This is a genomic window from Microcoleus sp. N9_A1 (genome assembly GCF_036701795.1).
Lineage (GTDB): Bacteria > Cyanobacteriota > Cyanobacteriia > Cyanobacteriales > Microcoleaceae > Microcoleus.
Genome location: NZ_JAUBRI010000027.1, coordinates 44,675 through 66,691, shown reverse-complemented (window position 1 = coordinate 66,691; position 22,017 = coordinate 44,675). Strand labels below are relative to the sequence as shown.

Here is a 22,017-nt window from a genome sequence, read left to right as displayed (position 1 = left end):
CCTGTTCCACAAAGAGTAGATTTTCTTGTGGAACAGGCCGGAAAGCCTGTTCATAAAAGGCTTATTGACAGTGGTGCAACATCTCAGTTGCACCCTACATTTTAAGACTGAAGATAAGTATACTGGCTGAGACTCCGCTCGTAATTTTGCAGCAAAAGTTGGGCCTCGGAAAGAGTAATTTTATTTTGCTGCAAAGCTGCTTCTGTTTGACGGCGGATGCTTTCAACCAAATTTTCTGAATCGTACTGTACGTAGCTGAGGACTTCTTTCATAGTGTCTCCTTTCACAACGTGTTCGATATGATAGCCAGAAGGTGTTAGCTGAATGTGAACTGCATTAGCATCGCCGAATAAGTTGTGAAGGTTGCCCATAATTTCTTGATAAGCACCTCCCAAAAATAGCGCCAAATAGTAAGGTTCTCCAGGTTTGAGAGTATGCAGTTCCAAAACCGACTTCACATCTCGCAAATCGATAAATTGGTCGATTTTGCCGTCGCTGTCGCAGGTAAGATCGGCTAAAATACCGCGTTGAGTTGGTTCTTCGTCGAGTCGGTTAATTGGCATAATAGGGAACAATTGGTTAATTGCCCAACTGTCCGGTACTGACTGAAAAACAGATAAGTTGATGTAATAAATGGACGCCATCACCTTTTCTAAGTCTTCCAAATCGTCAGATACGTATTCTTTCTGCCGCGCGATCTTCTGTATTTTATCGCAGCAAGCCCAGTACAACTGTTCGGTTTTTGCCCGTTCCGCAATTCCCAAATAGCCTAAGTTAAATAAACTGACTGCTTCTTCCTTGAATTGGATAGCATCGTGATAAACTTCTTGGTAATTTTCTGGACTGATAGATTGGTAAATTTCGTAGAGATTGCGCGGAATTTGGTGGGCGTTTTCGTCTACTGGTTCGGGTACTTCTCTGGGGACATCGCTAGTACCGAGTACGTCAAAAACTAACACTGATTGGTGAGATGCGATCGCCCGCCCACTTTCGCTAATGATAATTGGAACCTGGATTTTGCGCTCGTCGCAGGCATCTTTCACTCCCGCTACTACGTCGTTAGCGTAGTTTTGCATATTGTAGTTTTTGGAAGCGTGGAAGTTTGTTTTAGACCCGTCGTAGTCTACGCCGAGTCCACCGCCTACGTCCAAGTAGTTCATATTAGCTCCCAATTTAGCTAATTCTACATAAATGTGGCTGGCTTCTCGAATGGCGTCTTTGATGACGCTAATTGAGGAAATTTGGGAGCCGATGTGGAAGTGCAGTAACTGCAAACAATTGAGCATTCCAGCTTTTTCTAGTTCGCCGACTGCACGCATAATTTCAGGAATTGTCAAGCCAAATTTTGCCCGATCGCCCGTGGAGCCTCCCCAGCGGCCAACGCCTTTGGTAGTGAGTTTGGCTCGCACTCCCAAAATCGGCTTAATTCCCAATGCTTTGCTAGCTGTGATTGCGAGTTCTACTTCCTCTATTTGCTCCAGCACAATTACGGAAGTTTGCCCTAGCCGCTGCGCTAAAATAGCAGTCTCTATGTATTCGCGGTCTTTGTAACCGTTACAAATTAATAAAGCGCCTGGGGTTTTCAAGGTCGCCAAAGCTATCATTAATTCCGGTTTAGATCCGGCTTCCAGTCCGAAGTGATGGGGTTGACCGAAACGCACCAAATCTTGAATTAATTGTCGGTGCTGGTTGCATTTGACTGGAAAGACACCGCGATAGACGTTTTTGTAATTGTAGCGAGCGATCGCTCTGGCAAAACAGGAATTTAGGCGATCGATCCGGTCTTCCAAAATATCAGAAAATCGAATCAGCAGGGGCAAAGCCAAATTTCGCTGTTTCAAGGATTCTACCAGTTCGCACAAGTCGAGGGAACCGCCGCGATCGCCCTTGGGAGACACTGTAACGTGACCGGCTGCATTGATCGAAAAATACGGTTCGCCCCAACCTTGAATTCGGTAGAGTTTCTCACTATCTTCTATTGTCCAAGATGCTTTTGGCAGTTGAGCCGCCGTTACCAAAGCACTGTCTGGTGCCGCCAAACTCGTGACTGTTGGCGAGTGAGTCGATAGCGGATCGAGATCGGAGAAAGCAGCGGTGGCTGGGGAACTCATCTTATCGGAAACCTCTTTTAGGAGTGGTCAAATAGATAGTTTATCGCACATATCGGGTTTCCTGATGCAGTTAAAAAATCACTTTGGGTAAACGGGCGGGCGATTTTAGATTAAAGATTTTAGATTAAAGATTTTAGAATTGACTCTACAGATGGATGAAAATCGGGGATTTAACTAAAATCTCCACCGTGATTGCTCTCCAGGACTTATTTCTTCAAGCAAGTATCCCTATGCAGGTGAACTCGGAAATCGGTTTCCGAGTTCACCTGCACCAAGAGAGTTGTCGGACGATCGATCGCCCGACACACACTAACCAAAAATCACCTCCGGCGGCGCCATGTCAGCCCCCATCATCAATGCCCCGTTATTAGACTTCTTCAAGCCCGGTTGAGGTGCTTTTTCTGGGGTCTTCTGAGCCGGTGCAACTGAGGCTGGCGGTGTCACCTGCGGTTGAGGTACTGCCTGTGCTCCTGGCACCACGGGTTGCTGCGACAGCCAACCCAAACCCCCTACAGCCCCAGCCATCAAAGCGGTGTAGCCAATGTACAAATGCACCGGACGCATTTGAAAGCCTTCGCCTGAGTCGGAATCGGAAACAGACACATACATACTGGGAATTGGAGTGGGAGCGGGTTTGGGCAAAGCATTCGCCATAGCGCTGCCGTCTAGTCCCAAGGCGTCGCCGAGTCTGCGGATAAAACCTCTAACGTAAATATCTTGGGGCAGTTTGTCGATTTCCCCATTTTCGATCGATTCGATGTGGTGCAGCGGCACGAGAGTTTGACTGTGGAGTTGCTGCAGGGATAGGGAGCGAACTTGCCGTCCCTTACGCAATTCTCTACCCAACTCCTGCAAGCACTCTTCTCGCTGTTGAACTGCTTTTGCTGCTTCTTCTTCCTTGGTGAGTTTTTTCGGCTTTTTGGGAAAACCGAACCCTGGGAAGGATTTTCCGGGGACGGTGACAGTTGCAGCTGGAGCCGACTCGACTTTAATTTCGTCTTGGGGCGCTTGTTTGCTGTCTTCAGAAGTGTTAGTGTCTCGATCGGAATTTTCTTCGGTGTCGGACTCGGTTTGGGGCGGCGCTTCCACACTAGCGCTGCGCCAATAGAAGACAGGAGCAGCTAATGGTGGCTCCAATTCTTGAATTTCTGTCACCGTCTCAATGGCAGGACTTAAAGCTGCAAAACTCTCTTGGGCTACTTGCGGTTCAATTTTGTTTTGTTTGGGAAATCGATCGAATGCGAGCTTGACGGCTTCTCTGCTAACTGCTCTAATTAAAATTTCGGCAGCGGAGGCTGCTTCGCCCAACATTGTTTGCAGGCTAGCTAGAGCTTGGCTATAGGTGTCGCTACAGATGAGTTCAGCTTCTATTTGACCTAGGACAGAACGAAAACTTTCTTGAGAAATTTCAATAGTTGGGTGATCTGTCACCCCAAAATAAGCCTCGGGTTTCAGTGCCATGATATTCATGTTGTCTTGGTAGAAGGTATCTGAGTACGTTCTTCGACAGGTTGGCAGTGATTCCGGATGTCGGTTGGGGGAGAGTGGGAGAGTGAGAGAGTGTGAGGGAGAGTGAGAGAGTGGGAGAGTGGGAGAGTGGGAGAGGCGCAATTCCCACTGACCAATTTTCTATTGCTTGTGGATGCGATCGAGCAACCAAAGAGCCCCGAAAATCCCGACAAAATGGGCAACAGTGGCGTGAGTATTGGCGAGTACCACAAATATATCTAGCGGCTGAATAAATCGGCCCACATCAACTGCGGCACCGAACAAGGCTTGCGGCTGAGCTAGAGATTTGGCTAAAAGGGTGCCGCTGATGGCTTCTGCGCCGATCAGCGTCAGCACCATTCCTGACAAGTTGCTAAAAAGTGCCAGCCGCACCTCTTTGATGGTGTCTGCTTTTTTGGGGCGGACAGCGTTAGCGGGCGATCGCAGTTGTCTCGACAAACGGGTGAAGCGGAAAGAGCGATATACGCTGTAAGCGAGTACGGCTAGCCCACAAATGGCAAAAAATACGCCCCCGCCGGTGCCAGCACTGGTGGAACCCGCAGCGGCGCTAGCCCTGGGGAGCGCGAAGGGGATGGCAAAGAGCAAAATGATCGCCGCTACCACCCCTAGCACTACCTGTACCCAGAAGCAAACCCAGCCTGTTGTACGAAGGGCAAAGGCAACTCGCTGTACGGCGACAGGAAGCTTATCGTTATCTAACTGATTAGTCATATTTTGAGCGGGTATAATTAATTGGCATTAGTTGGCAGCACTTTTTTCTCTTCGGGGACGGTTGACGGCGGTTAACCCTCTTTATAATAGAAGTAGCAATGTTTAAGATTTGTAACTAACATTGGATTTCACATTTGAATAGCGTCGATCGCCAGGTACCCAAAGCAATGACACAACTACAACCCACGGTCACTCCCAAACTGGAACAGCCAAAGTTTGGCTTCAACAGCTACGCGGAACGCCTTAACGGTCGAGCCGCGATGATCGGTTTTTCTTTAACTTTAATTATCGAGTATGTCACAGGCCAGGGCTTGCTGTCCTGGTTAGGTCTCAACTAATTTTAGCAATGGCGCGGTCAGCCTTACACTTTGTCTTGACTCGAACGGCAGCGGGTGTGACTTGTGCTGACCGCGACAAATTCGGGAATTGATTAAAATATTAATTACAAACAAGCCCAGCGACTTCTCCGCCGAGAGAGATCTGTTCCCGAATGCAATAGCTGGCTTTTGGAGGTGTATATGGGGTGGAATTTTGATTTGACAAGCTTGGCAATTTTGCCTCGCTCCCGTACAATTCCCCACAGGCGAGAAGATTAATTTAGGTGAAGCTAGTATTTGAGCTAGAAATCCTGATCGTTCCGCCAACTCTAAGTTTTAGAGCTTGTAAATAAATATAGAACAGAGTAAAACCAAATGAATGCTTCGTGGACGCGACTTTTGAGGTCAGCTTACCGTAGAGAGCCAATTACCAGCTTTGTTGTGACAGTGGGTGTTGTCGATGCAGCCATCGGCAGCATCGGTGCCAGTGGCTCTTTATTGGCTTTTGGGCTGGGTACCGCTGGGGTGGCGATGGCTCTCCGCTGGTGGCAATTTTACCGCTCTGGAGCCGAACAACCCGCACCTGCTCCCGAATACTATCTTCCTCCTCAGTCTTCTAGACCTCAGTTGCCCGTGCTTAACGTGTCTAAAAAAAATCCTCCTTATTAAGATTACTGGGCAATGGTGACTGGGCGATGTGCCGATCGACTCCCTGGATCTGAGGCACTAAAAGATAGGGCAAGAAAGTCTTTCGATCTTGGATGCTTGGTTTATGAATATTTCTGTTGCCGAGAAACTGTACAAAATTGGCTCTGTAGCTGCCTGTAGTGGTTTGTCGGTGAAAACTGTTCGTTACTATGAGGAGATGGGCTTGCTGTCTCCTGCGGTAAAGCGATCGCCCGCGGGTTATCGCTTGTTTGGCGAAACCGTATTCAACAGGTTGGCGTTTATTAAACGATCTCAGACTCTGGGTTTGAGCCTTCAGGAGATTAAGGATATTTTACAGGTTCGCGATCGGGGAGAGTTGCCTTGCTCGGAAGCGAAGCAGCATCTCACGGCTAAGGTAGAGGAAATTTCCGTGCAAATTGCTGCCTTAGAAACTTTGAAGAGGGAGTTGCAAGGCATTCTCAACTGCTGGCAAGAGCAGCCCTCGCAGGCGAGCATTACTAGCACGATTTGTCCGAACATTCAGCGGGATTGAGCGGTAGAAAGATACAAAAAAAGGGAAGGAATTATCGGTTTCCTTCCCTTGATGGTTTTGTTGGTGATTTTGTTGGTGTTTTGTCGATCGTGTTGAGCTTTTAACTGTTTTCGCAGAGTTTGCTGTTGCTTTTTGAGTTGCCGAGCCCTGGCTGAGCCGCCTTTACCTTTGGAGTTTCTACCCTCGCTGCGGGGAGACTCCCAACTTTTTAGTCTCATGTTTTTAATTGTATGCACTACTCCTATAATACACCGCTAGATTTTCACTGTCAAGTATTTTTTAGACTGATGTTTTCTAGTATCAACTGTTGACTGATGGGGATTTGCTACAGACATAGCGATGCTGCGCCCATTGCCTGCGGCTGGTTACATCTACGCGCTTTTTGACAATTTGGGATGTAAGGGCGATCCCTAAACTTATCAGGTAATTATGGTAATCTAAAAGTTAGGTAACTAGGACTGGCAAGAATGGAGGAATGTGACAACACAATTTTTCTGTCCATATCTCGATAGTGAGGTTTAACTCACTGAAGAACGAGAACTACATATTGTCGAGACACATCCCGATTTGCTACCATCTTATCAGGAAAGAATTGCTAAAACTCTAGCTGACCCAGATGAGGTTCGATGTGATTTACGTTTCGGCAATACTCTTCTATTTTCACAGCAGTTTGGTAAGGGTCGCAAGGGTAGGTATGTTGTAGTAGCTGTTGTGAATGATACAGATCCCACACAGCGCTATTGGATTGTGACAGCTTACTTAACAAAAAATGTTACCCAAGGAGAGATAATATGGCAGAAAAATTAACTTTTAAATACGATGCTATTGGGGATATTTTGTACGTCAATAAATGTTCGCCTTATGCAGAGCAAGAATCGCAAGAACTAGACTATGGAATTGTGGCTCGTCTCAATCCTGACACGGAGGAAATTGAAAATCTGGAAGTTATGTTTTTCTCAAAGCGGTTGCGAGAAAGTAATGTATTTGAATTACCAATTGTCGGTGATTTGCACTTGAGTTATCAGGCTTAAAAAAGTGGCTAGACGCTAGCACTCCATTAAAATCCCGATCGCCTGTGTTAAAATTATGGAAGCTCAACCACGAGAAGTACAGAACTACCTAAAAGCCGATGGGACAAGTCCGTTTGAAGGATGGCTTGATTCCTTTCAAGATACGAAAACTGTATCTAAAATCAAGAAACGACTCAGGCGAGTTGAGCTAGGCAATCTGGGAGATTATCGCTCAGTAGGAGCCGGAGTTTATGAACTTAAGATTGATTATGGCCCTGGCTATCGGATCTATTTTGGACAAATCGGGTTAACAGTTGTGTTGCTGCTATGTGGCGGTGATAAAAGCACTCAAGAGCAAGATATTAGCCAAGCTAAAAAATACTGGATAGAATATGAAAGAACTCAAAATGCCAACAAGTAGAAGCTACCACGAATACTTGATTTCTTCTCTGAAAAGCCCTGAAAGTGCTGCTAGCTATATCGAGGTCATGTTGGAATTAGAGTCAGAAACACCAGAACCAGAATTGCTGCGAGCAGGGCTTAAAGATGTGGTGGATGCTTATTTGCAAATGAATAAGTTATCGACGGAAGCTAAATTTATATATGAGAAGCTCGATCGAATGTTGTCTGAGAGTGGGGGCGAGGAAATTTATGCTTTGATAGTTTTACTAGATAAACTGGGGTTCCAGTTAGCTGTCGCATTAAAGTAGGTTAATTAATAAAATAGTTAGGGCGATTCCTACGGGATAGCTGCGCTTCACGCGCTTTTTGACAATTTGGGATGTAAGGGCGATCGTTATTTCATTACGCTCGCGATCGACCCCTACAAGCTACAAAAACTCATCTACTGGGAAACCCGGTTATTCTCACTTATAAATTAGCTATAAACTCGTCAGGTGTGACCTTTGCTTGCTTTAGAACACCGCTGAGAGTACCAATTTTTAACTCGCGGTGGAGTGGCACAACGCAAACAATTTCTCCGTCTGGAAGAGGCTTTTTAAGGACAACGTGGCTACCCGTTTGTCTGGCTTGATAAAAGGCTAAACGCTCTAGTACGCGAATTACTTCTAGGCTTGATATTCTGGGCAACCTAGGCATAGCTAACCTCTATGCTAGTTACAAACCTGGGAGTGATTTCGTCGGGTAAAGGACACTCTTCGAGATAGAGCCTTGTAGCTTCTTTGAGATTAGCGATCGCTTGTTCTATGGTTTCGCCTTGGTCAATTGTGCCGACTTCGGGACATTCGGCAATATACATATCTTCTTCTTTGTAAATGATGGCTGTGAAGCTTTGGGTGCTCATAGGTTTTTTGCTTCAATCATCAGAGGTTGCTTAGTTTCTATTTCTAGTTTATCTCGGATGGATTTTTTTTGCAAGTATAGGGGCAAAAGTGCGATAGCACTTTTTGACAAATTGGGACGTAAGGGCGATCGCGCTTTTGTAGTAACTAGGATATCAGCAGCTAGGGAGCGGGCTTAATCTCTGGTAATTTAAAACTTAATTGGTAATATGGATAAAATCAAGGAGCTTCAGTTTTGATTCTGTTGCTTATTAGCGTGTAGTTGTTCTGATAATCAGCAAGCTTTTCTTTAGCTTGAGCTTCCACAAATGTACCTTGAGGAATAGAACTTAACAAGTTGATGGCCTGCTGCAATTTTGATTGAGCATTCTGCCAGACATCTTTAGGATGAGGTGGATTATTCACCATGAGGGCAGCTTCCCCTGCTAGTTTTTGGGCAGCTTCTAAATTAGTGGCTGCTTTCTGTTCAGTGACAATTCTATTAGTAATCGCCTGATAGTTAGTTCGATAAACACTTAGCTTTTCTTGAGCTTGAGTTGCAACAAGCGAATTGTCTGGAATTGCCTCTAACAATTTGATTGATTCCTGCCACTTCCCTTGTACTTGCTGCCAATTTTCTAGTGGATGAGGTGGATTTTGAGTCATAACGGCAGCTTCCATTGCTAGTTTTTGAGCTGCTGCTAAATTTGTTGCTGTTGGGTCTGGCTGAGGAGTCGGTGTTAAGGTGGGTGAAGCTTCAGAATTTGTTTTTTGCTCTCCAACATTTAGAGGAATTCCCGAATTTGGTATTGTCTGCTGACTCGGTGAAATTTGAAAGGTAGTTTTCCAGCCGACAAAACCCAAAACTCCTAGAGTCAGTGTGGATAGTATCAGTATCCAGCCACTTCTACCCCCGCGTCTTTGCTCTGAAGACATGGTACGGTCAATAGAATTTAGAGATTCTCCTGTCTGTGTGGATCTTTCACTTTGCTTACGACTAGGTTTTTTTTGTTCCTTGCGACGGCGTTCTTTTTCTAGGTGCTTAAGAGATTGTTCAGCCTCTCCTCTTAACCTATTAGCCCGGTCAATTAAAGCATTAGCTTTTTCTTTTAAAGATACACATTCATTCAAGATAATTCCTAATGTTGTAGTTTGACCCTCATAAGAGATAATAAGCCCATGCTCTTCATCAAACCATTCTATCGCAAACACTGATTCCCCAAAGTAAGATATAAAAGCTTTTATGCGCTCAATAGGCTCGACATTACGTTCAAGATTTTGTACGATACTATCCAGTTTTGGCTGAACCTGTTTTAGCTGTTCTTGAGCTACCTTTATTTGCTGAACCTGTTGCCTTAAACTTTGCTCTTGATCAAAGTCTATGTGAATTCTTAAATCTTCATCAATTTGCCTTACTTCTTCAGGGAGACTTAGAGATTTCCTTTCCAATTCTAGCTGGAGCAATAATTGTGAATCATTTAAAATATTCTCGGCTATATTTTTTAGACCATCGCCCCAATCAATTAAGTTTTCAACATTTTCTATTAAGTCAGCAAGAGACGTTTCCTTATCTGGCTCGCCCAATTTTTCAGCAAGTAAGTTACTCCCTGCCGTGAGAAGTGCATCTACTAAAAATCCACCAGGAATAAAAAAGCTGGCTATTGTTCCGAAGAAAGGGATTGCGCCAAGAACTCCTTTATTAAATTTTTCACTGTCCAATACTTCTTGAAGCTTATTTTCAATAATATTTAGTTTATTTTGAATGTTGCTAATTCGCTCTATTTCCCGTCTAATATCGCTAGAGTTGCCAATAGTAAGTTTCATACTATCAGCAAGTTGGGGCAGTTCGTTTACAAGGTACTCTAAATCTGACATGATTTACTCTCCTTTAACTATTAATTAATCACCCAAAGACACGTTTAGCTCCCAGTTTTTATCCTCCATCTCTTGATATGAATATGTCAAATCGCCTCGCCTACCGATCTGAATTGTGTAAAACTCTGCTTTTCTTATACCATTCACTTCGATAGAAAATTGGCAGTGGTTATCAGATATTATTTTACCTATGCCTAACTCTCCAGTCGCAATAGTTTCTCCTTTATGATCTTTTACTAGCACCTGCCTACCACTTTTAATATCCCCGTAACCTCCTTTTCCATTACAAAACTGACCCACTCCACCGAAGAAGTCATCCTTGAGTGTTAGTGAGCCTTTAATATTGTGATTGAAACCAAAAAAAGGTATTCCTTTAAAGGTTAGAGTTGCTAAGACAATAACTCCTACTACAATCAAACGTTTTTGACGATCGGGATTTTCATTAAGATAATTTTGGCCGATGTCTAACAATTCTTTAAATTTTCGTTCTCTAAGCAAATCAATAATCGGATTCAATAGATCAGTCAAATTGGAAAATTTATCTGTTGATAATTTTTTGGAATCTGAACTAACCTCTGCCTTTAGCTCAAACTCTCGATTCCACACCGGGAAATCTTCACCCACCTGCTGCCCGTAAACCTTCACAGAAGCGATCGCCCCCGCCTTCAAATTCGTCAACTCCCTGCGGACAATCCTGATAGAAGCCTCCTCATCAGGAACCCGATCGCCCTCCAGCATCACCTGTAAACAACCATCTTGCAAACTCGCAGTCGCACTAATCCCCTTATTCTGTAACGGAAGATTTAACAGAGATGCGATCGCCTCCACATCCCCAAGCTTAGCCCGTTCCTTAAAACTAAGCTGATTTGACTCCGTATTTTCACTAGAACTTGCCCGCCCCTCTGTAAAATCCGTAACAGGCAACTTTAGCCCCGCCACTTCAAACTCTTGACTCCACGCCGGCACCTTCGCCCCCGTCTGTCGCCCGTAAACCTTGACTTTCTCAATCGATGCAGCCCCCAAACCAGCGATCGACTTACTCACCCACGGGGCCAAAACTTGCTGACTAGGCGCTTCTGCAGATTCCAGCATCACCTGTAAACAACCATCCTTAAGGGAAGCTGCGGCGGTGATGCCCTTGGCTTGTAGCTGGCGGTTCAGCAGAAGCGCGATCGCCTTTGCATCTCCCTGTTTCGCGAGTTCCAGAATATTCGGTTGTGTCATAACAGGTAGATACAACTAGCGCTGAGCCTAATATTTTCTGCTTTAAGTATAAATTATTTCCTAATTGCCAAAAATTTTCAAGCCATAAAAAGTCATATTTAGTAGTTTTTTCCATCCCAACTAGGTCATAAAAAGTCACATTTAGTTAGTTGCTACGAAAAAAGTCATATTTAGTTAGGTTACAATCAGGTCAACCCCTTGCATATGAGTGACTGATGGACGTTGAAGAAGCCTTAAAATTTACAGACCATCTAGCTTTAACTACTACAGGAAAACACTTAGATAGTCTGCAAAAAGCTATACTGCGCGGCGCTTGGGACAATCAAAAATATAAGGAAATTGCACAGGAACACCACCGTTCAGAAAAATATGTTAAAGAAGTAGGCTTCAAATTGTGGAAAATTATCTCAAGTGCATTAGATGATCAGCAATTATGTAAAGCCAATTTTAGAGCTAAACTGGAAAATTTACAAGCTTCTAATATTGTCTCACTCGTCGGGAATGGCTGCATCCATATTGGCAACATCTCCGCTGAAAATGTGCACTCCCCAGAAGTCTCACAACCTGAACCGCAAGACAAAGATAAATTTAACGAAAAAACCAGCAATTCCGAACCTAAAGTACATTTAGACTTAGGCGACGCACCAGAACCCAACCTATTCTATAACCGCACATCCGAACTCACCACCCTCAAAGAGTGGATTTTGGAAAACCACACCCGCCTCATCGCCATTTTAGGCTTATCCGGTATTGGCAAAACCGCCCTTACACTCCAACTAATCCCACAAATTCAACACGAATTCGATCGCATCATCTGGCGAAGTCTCCGCGACGCGCCACCCCTGGCATCACTCCAAACCGACTTAATTCAATTCTGTAGGGGCGGTGCGCCCGTGCCCGCCCCCTATCCAGAAGAAAGGGCAACCACGGGGGGATTGCCCCTACTAGAATATTTACGATCGCACCGCTGTCTCCTAATCCTCGATGATATCCAAACCATCTTCAGCAGCCAACAACTCGCAGGCAATTACCAACCTGGATATGAAAATTACGGCGCATTCTTCAAACAAATAGCAGAATCATCCCACAACAGTTGCTTAATCCTCCTGAGTTGGGAAAAACCCAGAGAAATCGCCGCAGTAGAAGGTGAAAACCGCCCCTGCAAATCGCTGCAACTCAACGGTTTAGGCCCGGAAGCACAGGAAATATTCAGAGAAAAAGGATTAGCAGAACCGGAAAAATGGTCAGAACTAATCGACCTTTACCGAGGCAATCCTTTATGGTTAAATATAATTGCCACATTAATTCAAGACTTGTTCGGCGGCAGCGTTTCCGAATTCCTCTCCTATGATACCCTATTTTTAGGTGACTTAGAATCACTATTGCAGCAGCAGTGCGATCGCCTAACCGCATCCGAACAACAAGTTATCTCTTGGCTAGCAAGTGCGATCGAACCAGCAGACATCTCAAAAAAGCCAGACAACCTGCAACTATCACCGCCAGAACTCTTGAAAGTCATGCAATCTTTAGGACGGCGGTCATTAGTTGAAACAGTCAAACAAAACGGGCGATCGCACTTCACGATCGAGCCAGCAATTAGAGAGTACATAACAAACAAAAAATGAAAATCGCTACCTGGAACGTCAACTCAATCCGCACCCGCATAGAACACGTTACTAGCTGGTTGCAAACAAACTCCCCAGACGTTCTCTGCCTCCAAGAAACCAAAGTCACAGACAAAGACTTCCCCCTAGAACCTTTCACCAATCTCGGCTACAACTGCTACATTTCCGGTCAAAAATCCTACAACGGTGTCGCCATTTTTAGCCGATCGCCCTTAACGCAAATCAGCAGCGGATTTTCCCCCATTCTCGGCGACGAAACCACAGGTATCTTTGACGAACAAAAACGCCTCATAGCCGGGGTTATCGACGATATTCAGATTATTTGCGTATACGTTCCCAACGGTTCCGAAGTCGGTAGCGAGAAATATGAATACAAACTGCATTGGCTCAAATTGCTGCAAGAATACCTCAAAATAGCACTAGACAACTCGCCCAACCTGTGCATTTGCGGCGACTTCAACATCGTCCCGGACGATCGAGATATTCACAATCCCAAAGCCAATGCTAACTCCGTCGGCCTATCAGTAGCCGAGCGCCTCGCACTAACAGAAATAATAGAATTAGGATTAAACGACCCCTTTCGCAAATTCACCACAGAAGGAGGTCATTATAGCTGGTGGGACTACCGCGCCGCAGCATTTCCCCGCAACAACGGCTGGAGAATCGACCACCATTATCTCAGCCCTCCCCTGTACGAACAAGCAAAAAACTGTACAATAGACATTGCTCCCAGAAAATTAATCAAACCCAGCGACCACGCCCCCGTAATTGTCGAAATTTGATTTATAAGTTATAAGGTTAATAACAATTCACATCTTGCCCCATTCTCCATAAGCCTTGGATGGGCGGGCAGGATGCCCACTCCAGAAGAAAATTCACTCTTTGTGGAACAGGCATCTTGCCTGTTCTTGAGAAAGGTGCAAGATGTAAGTAACAACCAACAACTAAAAATCATGTTCTTAGTAACCGGAGCAACAGGCGCACTAGGCCGCCGAATTGTACGAGAAATCAGACAGCAAGACAAGCCTGTCCGCGCATTTGTTCGCCTCGCTTCTCGCTACTCAGAACTAGAAAACAGAGGCGCCGAGATTTTTATCGGCGACTTGAAACAAGACAAAGATATTAAAAAAGCCTGCCAAGGAGTGCAGTACATCATCAGCACCCACGGCACCGGCGGCGACGTTCAAGCAGTACACTACCGCGCTAACATAGAACTAATCGACTGCGCCAAAGAAGCCGGAGTGCAGCACTTTGTCTTTCTTTCGGTACTGGGAGTCGATCGCGGATACGAAGATTCCGCAGTATTCAAAGCCAAGCGAGAAGTTGAAAAATACCTGCAAAACAGCGGCTTGAATTATACAATCTTGCGGCCTGCCGGTTTTGCTTCCAGCTTGTTACCACTAGCAGAAAGATTTCGAGAAACCGGACTTTACCTGCTGATTGGCGATGGTAAAAACCGCACATCTGTTGTCAGTACCGACGACTTAGCAAAGATTGCCGCAGACTCGCCAACAGTCGAAGGCGCCCGCAACCAAATTTTAGCAGTTGGCGGCCAGGATGTGCTGACAAGGGATGACATTCCCCGCATTTTTGGACGCTTATTCAATCGCGAACCGATGGTAATCAACCCGCCGCTGATGGTGTTTGACGGTTTGAGAAATGCCTTGGGTTTATTGAATCCTCAAGCTCAAAAAGACTTAGGAACTTTGCGGGTATTGCTGGGTAACGAGTATTTCTGCACTCCCGAAGAAGTGCAAAACTTGGAATCAATCTACGGCATGAGAATGGAATCCTTAGAAAGCTTTCTGCGGCGCAATTTGAGCGTTTAAAATGCTAGTTCTTCTCGTTACCAGGCATAGCCTGGTAATGAATATCCGGAGGCTATGCCTCCAAATAGTTGTCTCATTTTAATGGAGGCTCTTCCTCCCGATATGCGTCTCCAGCCTCTGCCGGGGTACGAGCAAAAGGTAGCGCCAAATCGCAACTGGAAACCTTTTAAGCAGAAATAGGTAGTGGTTTAGCACCAATATAGCTGGTAACTGCGATCGGCGGAGAAGTGGGCTTAGCAATCAAATAACCTTGGACCAAAGTTGCTCCCCGTTCTCGCACCCACTCAAACTCCTCCAAAGTTTCCACACCTTCAGCAACAGTTTTAATTTCTAATTGAGCGGCAATTTCTAACATCTTTTCCGTAATGAGTGCCTTATAATAATCTTGATGGACGTTGCGAATCAATTGCATATCCAACTTAATAAAATCTGGACGCAGTTGGTGCATCAAATTTAAATTAGAAGAACCGCTGCCGAAATCGTCCAGGGCAATTAAAAATCCAGCTTCTCGGTAAAACCTCAGAATATTAATCAAGTGATCGATATCAGGAGGGTGCTGAGATTCGGCTACTTCAAAAACAATATTGCTGTGAGGAATTCCCGCTTCATCAATAGCCTGTACTGTTCTTCGCAGGCACGTAGCGGGATCGTAAACTGAAGTTGGAGAAAAATTAATAAAAAGTAATTCTTTGAGATCGTACACATGGGCTTCGTAGATAGCGCGAGTCCTGGCTAAAACATCTAGTTGAAAAATTAGGCCTGCTGATTCTGCTTGGGCAAAAATCCGACCCGGATAAATTAAGTTTCCTTGCTCGTCAATTCCTCGGAGCAGCGCTTCGTGGGCAAAAATTTTAGAAGTATCTGAGGTATAAACAATGGGCTGAAAATGTGTAGTAATGCGTTCTTCGGACAATAAATCTAACAGCCAATCAGAGTTACTCAAATTAATAAAAGAGTCTAATGTAGTGCTGCGATAAAAATCGCTAAGTTTTGGCTGTTCAACTTCGGGCATCCACAAAACTTTTGTCTCTTTCAACTCTTGAGTTGTCAGCACCGATGATGCTAGGGTGCTAAAATTTTCTCTCGCTATTCCCTCAAGGATAACGTATAAACACTTGCTCTCTTCTAAAAGCTGGAATTCAAGTTTAGCCTTCGCCAGTGCAGAAATAAATTTGTTCAGCGTGTGCGATACTGGAAACCACAGGTATAGACCTCCGCTGCCCTCTATTTTTGCGGGTACTGTTTCGCAGCGAGAGCAGGAGCCGAAGGCTTTGCCACTGATTTGCATTGGAATATCCTCCGGTTTTAGGGTTGATTTTAGAAACGCTAACAATTAACTTCTATTATAATATAAGCTAATTCACCTATTAATTCATCTATCTCAAGATGTAAATCTTAATAAAGTTATAATATTTAAGAATTATTTCATTATTTATACTTGCCTCCGGTTTCAAACCTTGGTCAAAGTTCTCAGCATTGAGCAAGTACCTGTGATTAAACACTGTTCCAAATCATCACAGAGGGAGAAGGCAAAGACTTGTTGGCTACTCTCTACTGCTGCTGTGATTCTTTACACCTTATTCTCTAATTCCCTCTGCCAAAACAGTCGCTACAGTTGATTTTTTTAGCAAAGGCAAATTAACACGCCCGTGAAGCGCAGCTATCCCGTAGGGAATCGCCCGATCCATTAATTTATCCCAACCACAAATATATACAGCCGGACGATCGCCCAAAACAAACTCACTTGCTCGGGAATATCCAATTTAATTTTATAATCGGGATGACAGGATTTGAATTAAGCTTTCTCACTTATTTTACCAGAAGGAATTGGCTTTAAACCAATTCTTTCTGGTAATTCTAGAGAAAAACGTCATCAAGAATGATTTAATTACTTTTGCTGAAGCGATAGCATAAGTAGAGCAAGAATACTTTGATGGACGTACAAAACGTCGTCAGCAGCGCTCTTAGAACCCACATTTTCCATATTTTTAAACAGAATTTATAACCATCAATCATGTTTAAAGACCTGCGAAATTTAGGATACTAAAATTATAAAAAATAGGCACAGAATTTTTGTCTAAAGTGAATGTATGAAAACCCTTAGTCATCCAGAACTGCGGGATGTGGGTGTTAGGATGAATCGAATCTTACCAATTAAACATTTTCAAACACCATCAACCAAGGCAGCAAAACATAGCATTTAGAGTCGGCAATGCCCACCCTATACTTTGACTAATGTAATGTGAATCTGGCAATGTTCAACACTAACCTTGCCGCCGTAAACACTCTCAAAAAGTTATGAGGAACAACCAATGGGATATAAGCGAATACGGTTTACTTAAGAGGGCGGGTTTTGCCTTGATACAGTCGATTATTTCATAAATTCGCTCGCCCAAGCCGCCCCTACCGCAATATGGTTAACTTAAGAAATTCGTCAAAAAGCCTTAAGTAAACCGTATTGGGATATAAGCGAATACCGTCCATTCGTAGAATAAACACTCAAACAATGGCAAGTGCCAGGGGTAGCGATCGCGATCGTACTTATCAGCATAACTACGAGACAGCCGAGAATCCGATCGCCCCTAACATCACTCGTTTAATTATTTCGATCGCATTTTCGCCAAATTCCTCAACAGTTAAGCGAAAAAAACCCTCGCTACTGGCCCGTTTTCCCCCCCGCAGCATCGCCCGCAGCCAAATTTTGACAATAATCCAGGGCGATCGGTAAAATTACAGGTGCGATCGAACTATTGTCAGCAGCATTAAATCCTTCCGTCATCAGTCGTTCCCCAACATACGCATAACTGTTGAGAATATTGCACAATAGATAAAATTGTAAATATATAGCACATACGTCTTTTTACCGCTGATGAATAGCAGATTCCTCGATCGACTCCACCACCCCTCGCGCCCCATCATCGTCTTCGACGGCGCAATGGGAACCAACCTGCAAGTCCAAAACCTCACCGCAGAAGACTTCGGCGGCAAAGAATACGAAGGCTGTAACGAATATCTCGTGCACACCAAACCGGAAGCCGTCGCCATCGTGCACAGGGGATTCCTCGAAGCAGGGGCCGATGTCATCGAAACAGACACCTTCGGCGCTGCTTCCATCGTTCTCGCCGAGTACGATTTAGCAGACAAAGCCTATTATCTCAACAAAGTTGCCGCCGAACTCGCCAAGGGTATCGCGGCCGAATTTGACACGCCAGAAAAGCCGAGATTTGTCGCAGGATCGATCGGCCCAGGCACCAAATTGCCAACATTAGGACACATTGATTTTGACACACTCACCGCCGCTTTTGCCGAACAAGCAGAAGGACTTTATGACGGTGGCGTTGACTTATTTCTTGTCGAAACTTGTCAAGATGTGCTGCAAATTAAATCAGCATTAAATGCGATTGAAGAAGTATTTAAGAAAAAAGGTGCGCGGATTCCGTTAATGGTATCCATCACAATGGAAGCTACCGGCACAATGTTAGTCGGTTCCGACATCAGCGCCGCTTTAGCTATTTTGCAGCCATATCCCATAGATATTTTAGGATTAAACTGCGCCACCGGGCCCGATCGCATGGCCGAACACGTCAAATACCTGTCCGAACATTCACCCTTCGTGGTTTCCTGCATTCCCAACGCTGGTTTACCCGAAAACATTAGCGGCCACGCGCACTACAAACTCACGCCAATAGAATTAAAAATGGCCTTGATGCGCTTCGTCGAAGACTTAGGCGTGCAAGTCATCGGTGGCTGCTGCGGAACCCGCTACGATCACATCCAACAACTATCAGAAATCGGCGCAACTCTGACACCAAAAATTCGTGAAATTACTTGGGAACCATCCGCATCCTCAATTTATAGTGCTCAACCCTATGAACAAGAAAACTCATTCTTAATTGTCGGCGAAAAACTCAACGCCAGCGGTTCTAAAAAATGCCGCGATTTGCTGAATGCCGAAGACTGGGACGGTTTAGTAGCAATGGCTAGGGAACAAGTGCGAGAAGGCGCGCACATTCTTGATGTCAACGTTGATTATGTCGGGCGCGACGGCGTGCGCGATATGAAAGAATTAGTCTCCCGCGTTGTGACTAATGCAACTCTCCCTTTAATGCTGGATTCCACAGAATGGGAAAAGATGGAAGCCGGCTTAAAAGTTGCGGGCGGCAAATGTTTGCTGAATTCTACTAACTACGAAGACGGAGAACCGCGTTTTTATCAAGTTTTGGAGTTGGCGAAAAAATACGGCGCGGGCATAGTTATCGGTACAATTGATGAAGACGGAATGGCCAGAACTGCTGACCAAAAATTTGCGATCGCCCAACGCGCCTATAACGCCGCCGTCGCCTACGGAATTCCACCCTCAGAAATCTTTTTTGACACCCTGGCTTTGCCAATTTCCACCGGGATTGAAGAAGACAGAAAAAACGGCAAAGCTACTATCGATTCGATCCGCCGCATTCGCCAAGAATTGCCTGGTTGTCACGTAATTTTAGGAGTTTCTAACATTTCCTTCGGTTTGAATCCGGCGGCGCGGCAAGTTCTCAATTCCATGTTTTTGCACGAAGCGATGCAAGCGGGGATGGATTCGGCAATTATCAGCGCCAACAAGATTTTGCCGATCGCCAAAATCGACCCCAAACACCAAGAAATCTGCCGTAAACTGATCTACGACGAACGGGAGTTTGACGGCGATATTTGCGTTTATGACCCCTTGGGCGACCTGACAACGGTGTTTGCTGGCAAAACTACCAAGCGCGATCGGACAGAAGACGCAAACCTCCCGGTCGAAGAACGCCTCAAGCAGCACATCATCGACGGCGAACGAATTGGACTCGACATCCAACTCGCCAAAGCCTTAGAAACCTATCCGCCCCTACAAATTATCAATACCTTCTTGCTAGACGGGATGAAAGTAGTAGGAGAATTGTTCGGTTCGGGACAAATGCAGCTACCGTTTGTATTGCAGTCAGCAGAAACTATGAAAGCGGCCGTTGCCTATTTAGAACCGTACATGGAAAAGTCAGAATCCGGGGATAATGCCAAAGGCACATTCCTGATCGCGACTGTTAAAGGCGACGTTCACGACATCGGCAAAAACTTGGTTGATATTATCCTATCAAACAACGGCTACCGAGTGATTAACTTGGGAATTAAACAGTCGGTTGACAACATCATCGAAGCCTACGAAAAGCACAAAGCAGATTGTATTGCGATGAGTGGTTTGCTGGTAAAATCAACCGCATTCATGAAGGAAAATCTGGAAGCATTCAACCAGAAAGGAATAACCGTTCCCGTAATCTTGGGCGGCGCAGCTTTGACTCCCAAGTTTGTGCATGAAGATTGCCAAAATACTTATAAAGGTAAAGTTGTTTACGGCAAAGATGCGTTTTCAGACTTGCACTTTATGGAGAAACTCATGCCAGCCAAATCTGCTGGTAACTGGGAAGATTTGCAAGGATTTTTAGATGAAGTAGGGCAAGAAAATAAGGCGGTGAAAGCAGCTAAAATTTCGGCAGAAACTGCTGTAGAAGATGCTGAAAAAGCAGACATTCCGGTGGTGATTGATACCAAGCGTTCCGAAGCGGTTGCTGCAGATATCGATCGCCCAAATCCTCCTTTCTGGGGAACAAAACTGTTGCAGGGAGAAGACATCCCCTTTGAGGAGATTTTCTGGCACTTAGATTTGCAAGCATTAGTGGCGGGACAGTGGCAGTTCCGCAAGCCAAAAGACCAATCGCGGGAAGAATACGATGCTTTCTTAGCTGAGAAAGTTTATCCCATATTGGAAGAGTGGAAAGACAAAATCATCACTGAAAAGTTACTGCATCCGCAAGCAATTTACGGATATTTTCCCTGTCAATCTGAAGGCAATTCTTTGCACTTGTACAACCCGGAAATTATGAATGGCGGGCAAGATGCCCACCCCACAAAAGAAAGTGGCACAGGCATCTTGCCTGTGAATGCAACACCCGCAGCGACATTAACATTTCCCCGGCAAAAATCGGCGCGCCGGCTGTGCATTGCCGACTTTTTCGCGCCGAAAGAATCGGGTAAAATCGATGTATTTCCGATGCAAGTGGCGACGGTGGGAGAAGTTGCTACAGAGTACGCGCAAAAGCTATTTGCTAACAATCAATATACTGACTATCTCTACTTTCACGGATTGGCGGTACAGACAGCGGAAGCAGTGGCAGAATGGACTCACGCACGGATTCGGCGCGAATTGGGCTTTGGTAGCGAGGAACCGGACAATATTCGGGATATGCTAGCGCAGAGATATCGCGGTTCGCGGTACAGTTTCGGCTATCCTGCTTGTCCGAATATGGCGGATCAGTACAAGCAACTGGAATTGCTAAAGTGCGATCGTATAAACTTGCACATGGATGAAAGCGAACAGCTTTATCCAGAACAATCTACTACGGCAATTATCACCTATCACCCAGCGGCTAAATACTTCACCGCTTAATTTGTAGGGTGCGTGCGGAGTACCATTAGTGTCAACTTCTATTCGTTCCCAGGTTCTACCTGGGAACGAGAAAAATGCCTGATGTCCAATGCCCAATACCCAATGCCCAATGCCCAATGCCCAATGCCCAAACTCCATCTTACGAGTAATTCCGGGGAGTGCGCGCGCCGGCAGATGCTCCTACCATCGAAGCAACTAAACCCAATAGCGAGCCGAACAAGAACGACCAACCAGCTTTCGCAGCATTACCAGCAATATTGCGAGTATCCTGAGCAGTTACGTTAGGCGCTTGGTTCGGCAAATCGACCCCGCCCTGCTGCGCTTGATTAATTGCTTCTCCCGCATTGGCAGCGATGACACCAAAAGTACCGGCTACGCCATTTGCTAACAGCCAAGAGCCAATTGTTAAGGTAGTTGCCCACAAAATTGCTCCGTTCAAAAGCGCTGTGTTGCGGTTCATCGGGCCGCAAGCGCGAGCAGTTACCCAACCGCCAACGGCTAAGCTAATTAACAAACTGATAATTGACCAAATTCCGACGCCGGCACCCACGTCCCCTGAAATAGTGCGCGGAGCTCCTGAATTAGCAATGTTGCTCAACCCGATCGCAGCGCCCAATGCACTTAACACCAGTTGTGTGCCGATCGCAATTACCAAACCAGAAAAAATCGGGCCCCAACGTACTCGATCATGGTATTCCATCACTGAATTTACCACCACGGGTTCGGTACCAACGTTATCCACAGGTCTATTTACGTATGACATAGGTTTTTTTTTCCTCTGAGAGTTGCTTTAATTTTTAACAATCTTTCACCTAAGCATTGATTGTGGCTGAGATTGATAAAAACTATATCTGCCTGGGGA

General features: G+C 45.2%; 21 protein-coding genes. 11 read left to right on the top strand and 10 right to left on the bottom strand.

Annotation, left to right across the window (positions count from 1 at the left end):
* Positions 1-101: 101 nt before the first annotated feature.
* From speA to QUA58_RS14820, 3 genes are all read right to left on the bottom strand, one after another.
* A complete protein-coding gene (gene speA / locus QUA58_RS14830; protein WP_333394627.1) occupies positions 102-2,111 on the bottom strand; it encodes a biosynthetic arginine decarboxylase in 2,010 nt (669 codons plus the stop codon).
* 309 nt (positions 2,112-2,420) lie between these two features.
* Positions 2,421-3,572 (bottom strand): helix-turn-helix domain-containing protein, encoded by a 1,152-nt coding sequence (locus tag QUA58_RS14825; RefSeq protein WP_333394626.1) that lies wholly within the window; start codon positions 3,570-3,572, stop codon positions 2,421-2,423.
* A gap of 168 nt (positions 3,573-3,740) precedes the next feature.
* Complete coding sequence (locus QUA58_RS14820) at positions 3,741-4,331, bottom strand: DUF3611 family protein (RefSeq protein ID WP_333254903.1); 591 nt, start codon at positions 4,329-4,331, stop codon at positions 3,741-3,743.
* A 167-nt stretch (positions 4,332-4,498) separates the two neighbouring features.
* Here QUA58_RS14820 and QUA58_RS14815 point away from each other — a divergent pair, with 167 nt between their 5' ends.
* The 6 genes from QUA58_RS14815 to QUA58_RS14790 all read left to right on the top strand — a co-directional run bounded on the left by QUA58_RS14815 (position 4,499) and on the right by QUA58_RS14790 (position 7,569).
* Positions 4,499-4,669, top strand: coding sequence for a hypothetical protein (locus QUA58_RS14815; protein ID WP_172186391.1), 171 nt, complete (start codon positions 4,499-4,501; stop codon positions 4,667-4,669).
* Between the two features lie 354 nt (positions 4,670-5,023).
* Positions 5,024-5,317: a hypothetical protein gene (locus QUA58_RS14810; protein ID WP_333120947.1), complete on the top strand. Its 294-nt coding sequence runs from the start codon at positions 5,024-5,026 to the stop codon at positions 5,315-5,317.
* Between the two features lie 103 nt (positions 5,318-5,420).
* Positions 5,421-5,849 (top strand): heavy metal-responsive transcriptional regulator, encoded by a 429-nt coding sequence (locus tag QUA58_RS14805; protein ID WP_333224123.1) that lies wholly within the window; start codon positions 5,421-5,423, stop codon positions 5,847-5,849.
* Between the two features lie 791 nt (positions 5,850-6,640).
* Positions 6,641-6,880 (top strand): DUF2283 domain-containing protein, encoded by a 240-nt coding sequence (locus QUA58_RS14800; RefSeq protein ID WP_333271588.1) that lies wholly within the window; start codon positions 6,641-6,643, stop codon positions 6,878-6,880.
* A 55-nt stretch (positions 6,881-6,935) separates the two neighbouring features.
* Positions 6,936-7,280: a type II toxin-antitoxin system RelE/ParE family toxin gene (locus QUA58_RS14795; protein WP_333394625.1), complete on the top strand. Its 345-nt coding sequence runs from the start codon at positions 6,936-6,938 to the stop codon at positions 7,278-7,280.
* Positions 7,267-7,569 carry a transcriptional regulator gene (locus tag QUA58_RS14790; RefSeq protein ID WP_333394624.1) on the top strand — a complete coding sequence of 101 codons (303 nt, stop codon included), beginning with the start codon at positions 7,267-7,269 and terminating at the stop codon, positions 7,567-7,569. The genes QUA58_RS14795 and QUA58_RS14790 overlap by 14 nt, the downstream gene beginning before the upstream one ends.
* Before the next feature lie 160 nt (positions 7,570-7,729).
* Here QUA58_RS14790 and QUA58_RS14785 read toward each other — a convergent pair whose 3' ends face one another.
* The 4 genes from QUA58_RS14785 to QUA58_RS14770 all read right to left on the bottom strand — a co-directional run bounded on the left by QUA58_RS14785 (position 7,730) and on the right by QUA58_RS14770 (position 11,238).
* Positions 7,730-7,957 carry a type II toxin-antitoxin system HicA family toxin gene (locus tag QUA58_RS14785; RefSeq protein ID WP_333394623.1) on the bottom strand — a complete coding sequence of 76 codons (228 nt, stop codon included), beginning with the start codon at positions 7,955-7,957 and terminating at the stop codon, positions 7,730-7,732.
* The gene (locus tag QUA58_RS14780) at positions 7,950-8,162 is read right to left on the bottom strand and encodes a type II toxin-antitoxin system HicB family antitoxin (RefSeq protein ID WP_333394622.1); all 213 of its coding nucleotides are present in this window, start codon (positions 8,160-8,162) and stop codon (positions 7,950-7,952) included. Before QUA58_RS14780 ends, QUA58_RS14785 begins: the two co-directional genes overlap by 8 nt.
* Positions 8,163-8,379: 217 nt before the next feature.
* Positions 8,380-10,014 (bottom strand): hypothetical protein, encoded by a 1,635-nt coding sequence (locus QUA58_RS14775; protein ID WP_333394621.1) that lies wholly within the window; start codon positions 10,012-10,014, stop codon positions 8,380-8,382.
* 24 nt (positions 10,015-10,038) lie between these two features.
* Entirely contained in the window at positions 10,039-11,238 is a 1,200-nt protein-coding gene (locus tag QUA58_RS14770; protein WP_333254915.1) for a hypothetical protein, read from the bottom strand.
* A gap of 215 nt (positions 11,239-11,453) precedes the next feature.
* On the opposite strand from QUA58_RS14770, the gene QUA58_RS14765 reads away from it, so the two are divergent.
* The 3 genes from QUA58_RS14765 to QUA58_RS14755 all read left to right on the top strand — a co-directional run bounded on the left by QUA58_RS14765 (position 11,454) and on the right by QUA58_RS14755 (position 14,692).
* On the top strand, positions 11,454-12,863 hold the full coding sequence (locus QUA58_RS14765; RefSeq protein WP_333394620.1) for an NB-ARC domain-containing protein: 1,410 nt from the start codon (positions 11,454-11,456) through the stop codon (positions 12,861-12,863).
* Entirely contained in the window at positions 12,860-13,645 is a 786-nt protein-coding gene (gene xth / locus QUA58_RS14760; RefSeq protein WP_333394619.1) for an exodeoxyribonuclease III, read from the top strand. The genes QUA58_RS14765 and xth overlap by 4 nt, the downstream gene beginning before the upstream one ends.
* A gap of 171 nt (positions 13,646-13,816) precedes the next feature.
* Positions 13,817-14,692, top strand: a complete 876-nt coding sequence (locus QUA58_RS14755; protein WP_333254919.1) for an SDR family oxidoreductase — start codon at positions 13,817-13,819, stop codon at positions 14,690-14,692.
* A 166-nt stretch (positions 14,693-14,858) separates the two neighbouring features.
* Here QUA58_RS14755 and QUA58_RS14750 read toward each other — a convergent pair whose 3' ends face one another.
* Both QUA58_RS14750 and QUA58_RS14745 read right to left on the bottom strand, forming a co-directional pair.
* Positions 14,859-15,980, bottom strand: a complete 1,122-nt coding sequence (locus QUA58_RS14750; protein ID WP_333254921.1) for an EAL domain-containing protein — start codon at positions 15,978-15,980, stop codon at positions 14,859-14,861.
* A 289-nt stretch (positions 15,981-16,269) separates the two neighbouring features.
* Positions 16,270-16,425, bottom strand: a complete 156-nt coding sequence (locus tag QUA58_RS14745; protein ID WP_333254923.1) for a hypothetical protein — start codon at positions 16,423-16,425, stop codon at positions 16,270-16,272.
* Between the two features lie 773 nt (positions 16,426-17,198).
* Between QUA58_RS14745 and QUA58_RS14740 the strand changes: the two genes are divergently transcribed.
* A complete protein-coding gene (locus QUA58_RS14740) occupies positions 17,199-17,420 on the top strand; it encodes a hypothetical protein (RefSeq protein WP_333254925.1) in 222 nt (73 codons plus the stop codon).
* 141 nt (positions 17,421-17,561) lie between these two features.
* Positions 17,562-21,155 (top strand): methionine synthase, encoded by a 3,594-nt coding sequence (gene metH, locus QUA58_RS14735; RefSeq protein ID WP_333394617.1) that lies wholly within the window; start codon positions 17,562-17,564, stop codon positions 21,153-21,155.
* A gap of 139 nt (positions 21,156-21,294) precedes the next feature.
* On the opposite strand, the gene QUA58_RS14730 is transcribed toward metH, so the two are convergent.
* Entirely contained in the window at positions 21,295-21,918 is a 624-nt protein-coding gene (locus tag QUA58_RS14730; protein ID WP_333254928.1) for a hypothetical protein, read from the bottom strand.
* Positions 21,919-22,017: the final 99 nt, after the last annotated feature.

Excerpts from the sequence above, each read along its gene's own strand:
- speA (WP_333394627.1), bottom strand. The coding sequence starts at position 2,111 with ATGAGTTCCCCAGCCACCGCTGCTTTCTCCGATCTCGATCCGCTATCG.
- QUA58_RS14825 (WP_333394626.1), bottom strand. The coding sequence starts at position 3,572 with ATGGCACTGAAACCCGAGGCTTATTTTGGGGTGACAGATCACCCAACT.
- QUA58_RS14820 (WP_333254903.1), bottom strand. The coding sequence starts at position 4,331 with ATGACTAATCAGTTAGATAACGATAAGCTTCCTGTCGCCGTACAGCGA.
- QUA58_RS14815 (WP_172186391.1), top strand. The coding sequence starts at position 4,499 with ATGACACAACTACAACCCACGGTCACTCCCAAACTGGAACAGCCAAAG.
- QUA58_RS14810 (WP_333120947.1), top strand. The coding sequence starts at position 5,024 with ATGAATGCTTCGTGGACGCGACTTTTGAGGTCAGCTTACCGTAGAGAG.
- QUA58_RS14805 (WP_333224123.1), top strand. The coding sequence starts at position 5,421 with ATGAATATTTCTGTTGCCGAGAAACTGTACAAAATTGGCTCTGTAGCT.
- QUA58_RS14800 (WP_333271588.1), top strand. The coding sequence starts at position 6,641 with ATGGCAGAAAAATTAACTTTTAAATACGATGCTATTGGGGATATTTTG.
- QUA58_RS14795 (WP_333394625.1), top strand. The coding sequence starts at position 6,936 with ATGGAAGCTCAACCACGAGAAGTACAGAACTACCTAAAAGCCGATGGG.
- QUA58_RS14790 (WP_333394624.1), top strand. The coding sequence starts at position 7,267 with ATGCCAACAAGTAGAAGCTACCACGAATACTTGATTTCTTCTCTGAAA.
- QUA58_RS14785 (WP_333394623.1), bottom strand. The coding sequence starts at position 7,957 with ATGCCTAGGTTGCCCAGAATATCAAGCCTAGAAGTAATTCGCGTACTA.
- QUA58_RS14780 (WP_333394622.1), bottom strand. The coding sequence starts at position 8,162 with ATGAGCACCCAAAGCTTCACAGCCATCATTTACAAAGAAGAAGATATG.
- QUA58_RS14775 (WP_333394621.1), bottom strand. The coding sequence starts at position 10,014 with ATGTCAGATTTAGAGTACCTTGTAAACGAACTGCCCCAACTTGCTGAT.
- QUA58_RS14770 (WP_333254915.1), bottom strand. The coding sequence starts at position 11,238 with ATGACACAACCGAATATTCTGGAACTCGCGAAACAGGGAGATGCAAAG.
- QUA58_RS14765 (WP_333394620.1), top strand. The coding sequence starts at position 11,454 with ATGGACGTTGAAGAAGCCTTAAAATTTACAGACCATCTAGCTTTAACT.
- xth (WP_333394619.1), top strand. The coding sequence starts at position 12,860 with ATGAAAATCGCTACCTGGAACGTCAACTCAATCCGCACCCGCATAGAA.
- QUA58_RS14755 (WP_333254919.1), top strand. The coding sequence starts at position 13,817 with ATGTTCTTAGTAACCGGAGCAACAGGCGCACTAGGCCGCCGAATTGTA.
- QUA58_RS14750 (WP_333254921.1), bottom strand. The coding sequence starts at position 15,980 with ATGCAAATCAGTGGCAAAGCCTTCGGCTCCTGCTCTCGCTGCGAAACA.
- QUA58_RS14740 (WP_333254925.1), top strand. The coding sequence starts at position 17,199 with ATGGCAAGTGCCAGGGGTAGCGATCGCGATCGTACTTATCAGCATAAC.
- metH (WP_333394617.1), top strand. The coding sequence starts at position 17,562 with ATGAATAGCAGATTCCTCGATCGACTCCACCACCCCTCGCGCCCCATC.
- QUA58_RS14730 (WP_333254928.1), bottom strand. The coding sequence starts at position 21,918 with ATGTCATACGTAAATAGACCTGTGGATAACGTTGGTACCGAACCCGTG.